A 3,069-nucleotide genomic window follows, 5' to 3' on the forward strand; every position below is an offset into this window, starting at 1 on the left:
AAATGGAAGAAGTATTGGTTGCTAAAATCGTATTGTGATCGCAAACTTCGCTCAATTGTTTGAAGATATTTAGTTTTAAAGTTAGATTTTCAGTAGCTGCTTCAACGACTAAATCGCAACCTGTTACACCATCTTTTATATCGGTATAAGTGATAATATTCCCAATGGTTTTGTGTTTGTCTTCTTCGGTAATTGTTCCTTTAGCCACCATTCTGTCAAGGTTTGCTGCAATGGTTGCAATTCCTTTTTCGAGCGATTTTTCTGAAATATCGATTAGTTTTACTGTAGATCCTGATTGTGCAAAAGTATGCGCAATCCCGTTGCCCATGGTTCCTGCTCCAATTACTGCTATGTTTTTCATTATATAATATTAAAAGATTTAAAAATTTAAGAATTGAAAGATTACTTTTCCATGCAATTTATTATCTGATAAGCTACTCGTAAAGCATCAGTTGCTTGCTCTAAAGTAACCACAGGAGTTGTGTTATTACTAATAGCATCAGCAAAAGATTCTAATTCGTCTAAGATGGCATTATTAGCTTCTACCGATGGGTTTTCGTAATAGATTTGTTTTTTTACACCTTCGGCATTTTGCAAAATCATATCGAAATCACCAGGAGTTTCGGGAGCATCTTTCATTTTTACTACTTCACAAACTTTATCTAAAAAATCGACTGAGATATAAGCATCTTTCTGAAAAAACCTTGATTTACGCATGTTTTTCATCGAAATTCTACTTGCAGTAATGTTTGCTACACAACCACTTTCGAACTCAATTCTGGCATTGGCAATATCTGGAGAATCACTAATTACCGAAACGCCACTTGCTGAAATGTTTTTCACTTTCGAGTTTACAACACTTAAAATTGCATCGATATCGTGAATCATCAAATCTAAAACAACAGGAACATCAGTCCCACGAGGATTAAATTCGGCCAAACGATGGGTTTCGATAAACATTGGATTTTTTATTTGGTTTTTAACCGCTTTAAATGCTGGATTAAAACGTTCCACATGACCCACTTGTCCTTTTATATTGTATTCTTTGGCTAAAGCTATAATTTCTTCAGCTTCTTCGACAGTGGTTGAAATGGGTTTTTCTATAAAAACATGCTTACCGGATTTTATAGAAACTTTGGCACATTTGTAATGCGAAAGTGTTGGAGTGACAATATCAATCACATCGACAGCATGAATTAATTTTGCAATGGTTTCAAATTGTTTGTAGCCAAATTCTGCGGCTATTTTAGCGCCATTTTCTTGATTTTCATCATAGAAACCTACTAATTCATATTTTTCTGATTGTTGCAGCAATCGTAAATGTATTTTTCCGAGATGACCAGCACCTAAAACGCCAACTTTTAGCATAAAAATGTATTTTGAACAAAAATAGGAATTAATTGATAATTGCTTATTGATATTTGACAATTTGTTTTCTAAATTTACAAAAATTAATACCTCGAAAATTGAAAGATACATCGAAACACCAAGGACTTCGAAATCAGTTAGTAACCGTTTTACAGCAAAAGGGAATTACTAACAAAAATGTATTGGAAGCGATAAAAAAAGTTCCACGTCATTTATTCTTAGACTCTAGTTTTGAAGATTATGCCTACCAAGATAAAGCTTTCCCGATAGGAGCGGGGCAAACCATTTCGCAACCTTATACAGTAGCTTTTCAAACAGAATTATTAGAAGTAAAAAAAGGAGATAAAATATTAGAAATAGGAACAGGTTCGGGTTATCAGACAGCAGTTTTGTGTACAGTTGGCGCAGTTGTATATAGTGTAGAACGCCAGAATGAATTGTTTAAAAAAACCTCATTATTGTTGCCAAAATTAGGAATTCGTGCCAAGCATTTGTCTTTTGGAGACGGTTATAAAGGATTGCCAAATTATGCACCTTTTGATAGCATTATAGTAACAGCAGGCGCACCAGAAATACCTAAAGCCTTAATGGCTCAACTAAAAGTAGGAGGTAAGCTTGTAATTCCTGTAGGAGAAAATATTCAGATAATGACACTCATTATTAGAAAAAGCGAAAACCAATTTGAAAAGCATGAGTTCGGAGATTTTAAATTTGTTCCGCTGTTGGAAGATAAAAACTAAGTTAGGTATAGATTACTTAGTCTTAATCAGAACGGAATCATTTTTTTAAGTCAAAGATTAAATGGGAGTTAATCCCAATAACTATAGTTTTACTAGTCCTGAAAAATCAATATAGATTTTCAGGACTAGTAAATAAATTAACAACTATTTCAAGCTTCCAACCATTTCTTCCGGTTTTACCCAAGCGTCAAAATCTTCGGCAGTTACATAACCCAAACGAACAGATTCTTCTTCTTTTAGTGTTGTTCCGTTTTTGTGCGCTGTTTGTGCAATTTCGGCCGCTTTATAGTAACCAATTTTTGTGTTAAGAGCCGTAACAAGCATTAGTGAGTTGTTTACCAATTCTTCAATTCTTTTGTAGTTAGGTTCTATTCCTTGTGCGCAATGTTCGTCGAAAGACATACAAGCATCTCCTAATAATCTTGCCGATTGTAAGAAATTGGCAGCCATGAGTGGTTTGAAAACATTTAACTCATAATGTCCTTGCATTCCTCCAACAGAAATTGCCACATCGTTACCCATAACTTGTGCGCAAACCATTGTTAATGCTTCACATTGCGTTGGGTTTACTTTTCCTGGCATGATAGACGATCCTGGCTCGTTTTCTGGGATTAGGATTTCTCCAATTCCTGAACGTGGTCCTGAGGCCAACATGCGAACGTCGTTTGCAATTTTGTTTAATGAAACGGCCAATTGTTTTAAGGCTCCGTGTGTTTCCACAATAGCATCATGTGCTGCTAATGCTTCAAATTTGTTGGGTGCAGTTACGAATGGGTGACCAGTAAATTTTGCAATATATTCGGCTACTTTTACGTCATAACCTGCAGGTGTGTTTAGTCCTGTTCCTACTGCAGTTCCACCTAACGCGACTTCAGATAAGTGAGTAAGCGTATTTTTTACTGCTTTTATTCCGTAGTTCAATTGTGCTACGTAACCAGAAATTTCTTGACCTAATGTTAGT

4 protein-coding genes are annotated in these 3,069 nt (G+C 35.3%); 1 reads left to right on the top strand and 3 read right to left on the bottom strand.

Features of this window, described 5'->3' with window-relative positions:
• Together ACHZC3_RS10000 and ACHZC3_RS10005 are read right to left on the bottom strand one after the other, a co-directional pair.
• A partial coding sequence (locus ACHZC3_RS10000) for a 3-hydroxyacyl-CoA dehydrogenase family protein (protein ID WP_394759724.1) occupies window positions 1-361 on the bottom strand: 361 nt, incomplete at its 3' end.
• Between the two features lie 41 nt (window positions 362-402).
• A complete protein-coding gene (locus ACHZC3_RS10005; protein ID WP_394759725.1) occupies window positions 403-1,368 on the bottom strand; it encodes a Gfo/Idh/MocA family oxidoreductase in 966 nt (321 codons plus the stop codon).
• 98 nt (window positions 1,369-1,466) lie between these two features.
• Here ACHZC3_RS10005 and ACHZC3_RS10010 point away from each other — a divergent pair, with 98 nt between their 5' ends.
• Window positions 1,467-2,108: a protein-L-isoaspartate(D-aspartate) O-methyltransferase gene (locus ACHZC3_RS10010; protein ID WP_394759726.1), complete on the top strand. Its 642-nt coding sequence runs from the start codon at window positions 1,467-1,469 to the stop codon at window positions 2,106-2,108.
• A 144-nt stretch (window positions 2,109-2,252) separates the two neighbouring features.
• Here ACHZC3_RS10010 and ACHZC3_RS10015 read toward each other — a convergent pair.
• A partial coding sequence (locus ACHZC3_RS10015; RefSeq protein ID WP_394759727.1) for a class II fumarate hydratase occupies window positions 2,253-3,069 on the bottom strand: 817 nt, incomplete at its 5' end.

The sequence above is a fragment of the Flavobacterium sp. genome, assembly GCF_043720215.1.
GTDB lineage: Bacteria > Bacteroidota > Bacteroidia > Flavobacteriales > Flavobacteriaceae > Flavobacterium.

Excerpts from the sequence above, each read along its gene's own strand:
- ACHZC3_RS10005 (WP_394759725.1), bottom strand. The coding sequence starts at position 1,368 with ATGCTAAAAGTTGGCGTTTTAGGTGCTGGTCATCTCGGAAAAATACAT.